2 protein-coding genes are annotated in these 2,018 nt (G+C 67.8%); both read left to right on the top strand.

Features of this window, described 5'->3' with window-relative positions; genetic code table 11:
• Positions 1 to 325, top strand: a 325-nt coding sequence (locus tag C4313_RS11660; RefSeq protein ID WP_352430014.1) for a glycosyltransferase, incomplete at its 5' end; no start/stop codon positions are given.
• A 227-nt stretch (positions 326 to 552) separates the two neighbouring features.
• Positions 553 to 1,980, top strand: a complete 1,428-nt coding sequence (locus C4313_RS11655; RefSeq protein ID WP_352430013.1) for a sugar transferase — start codon at positions 553 to 555, stop codon at positions 1,978 to 1,980.
• Positions 1,981 to 2,018 lie beyond the last annotated feature (38 nt).

Here is a 2,018-nt window from a genome sequence, read left to right as displayed (position 1 = left end):
GGGGCTGCCCCGGGTGCTCGTCGAGGCAGCCGCGATGGCCCGTCCGCTGGTGGCCACCGATGTGCCGGGCTGCCGGGAGGTGGTGCAGCCTGGGGTCAATGGGCTGCTGGTGCCGCCCCGGGATGTCCCCGCGCTGGCCGAGGCCATCGAACAGCTGCTGGCGGATCCGGAACGGCGAGCGGGCTTCGGGGAGATGTCGCGGGCCATGGCGGAAGCGAAGTTCTCGGATCGGCAGGTGGTAGGCCAGATCTTGGCGTTATATGCTGCGCTGTTGGAGGCCAGAGGCATCCCTACGCCCCCGGGGTTTCGGGAAGCCGCAGCGTAACGGCTTCGGGAGGTTCGGCCCGCCCCGATTGGGGCAGCGGCGGCGATGGTTGCGCCGATGGGGAAACGGCCAGAGGGGCTTGGGTGCAACCCCCTTCGAAGCGAAGGGATGTCATCGGAAGAACGGCCCGGCGGCGCCGATCGAAGGGCCGGAGATCGGGCTTCCTTATACTTGAAAACGTCTGAATCCAGGAGCCGTCGGTGCATTGGCTGCCGCAAGGAGGACCGATGCGCGTCGAGGTGCTGAGACGATGGGAGCGGCGGGTGGGACGCCCATGGGCGCTCTCGGTGGCGGAGCACCGGGCTGTTTTGATCGCCCTGGATCTGCTGGCGGTCAACGCCGCCCTGCTGGGCGCCCTCGCCTGGCGGCCCGCCGGTCGCGCTGGGTTCGAGACGCTCCTGCAGCATCCCCATTGGTTCGGGTTGTGGAGCCTCCTTTATGAGCTGTGGGCCTGGGCGCTGGATGCCTATGCGCCCCGCGCCCTCCGCCGGTTCGCCGACTCCGTCCGGACGGCGGTCCTTGCCGGCCTGGCAGCGGCCGGCTGCTATCTGCTCATCCCTTATCTCACGCCTCCCCTCCCGTCCTCCCGGTCCCCCCTCTTCGCTTTCCTGCTCCTCTCCGCCGCCTCCCTCCTGGCGGCCCGGGGCCTTTATACGCTTCTTCTCGCCCCGTCAGCCCCTCCGCGACGGGTCCTCATCGTCGGGGCCGGATGGGCCGGGCGCACCATCGCCGAGGCCCTGGCGCAGGAGGGCCGCTCGCTCTACACCGTCCTCGGCTTCTTAGACGACGATCCCACCAAGCAAGGGACGACGGTGGGAGGCTGGAGCGTCTTGGGGGATCGCCACGCCCTACCGGACGTGATCCGCCGCCATCACGTGGACACGGTAGTTGCGGCGATCACGTGGAATCCGGACGCGGAGTGGGTCCGGATCTTGATGGACGCCCTGGAGCAGGGGGTGGAGGTGATCCCCATGTCCGTCCTGTACGAGCAACTGACGGGTCGGGTGCCGGTGGAGCATGTGGGCGACGACTGGCACGTGGCCCTGCCGATCCAGCATCCCCTCACGCGCCCGCTGAACCGCGCCCTCAAGCGGGCCTTCGACGTGGTGGCGGCCACCCTGGGCCTGCTGGTGCTGGCCCCCTTCGTCCCCCTCATCGCCCTGGCCATTTACCTCGACTCGCCGGGGCCGATCTTCTACACCCAGGAGCGGGTGGGCCGGGGCGGCCGCATCTTCAAGGTATACAAGTTTCGCACGATGATTCCCAACGCGGAGCAGGGACAGGCCGTTTGGGCCCAGGAGAATGACCCGCGGGTCACCCGAGTCGGTCGCCTCCTGCGCAAAACCCACATCGATGAGTTCCCCCAGTTCCTCAACATCCTCAAGGGGGAGATGAGCGCGGTGGGCCCACGGCCGGAGCGGCCGGAGTTCGTAGAGGAACTGGCGCGGGAGATCCCCTTCTACCGCGTGCGCCATGCGGTCAAGCCGGGGATGGCGGGATGGGCCCTGGTTCGCTACGGGTATGCCGCCTCTAAGGAGGATGCCCTCCTCCGGCTTCAGTATGATCTATACTATATTAAGCACTGGTCCCTGTGGCTGGATCTGGTGATCCTTCTGAAAACGGTTCTCGATGTCATCACGCTGCGCGGCCGGTGAGGGTGTGATGGGAGGAGGGCGCGCCAGGGAGGAAACGG

The organism is Thermoflexus sp. (assembly GCF_040289485.1).
Taxonomy (GTDB): Bacteria; Chloroflexota; Anaerolineae; order Thermoflexales; family Thermoflexaceae; genus Thermoflexus.
This window is presented reverse-complemented; position numbering and strand designations above follow the sequence as displayed.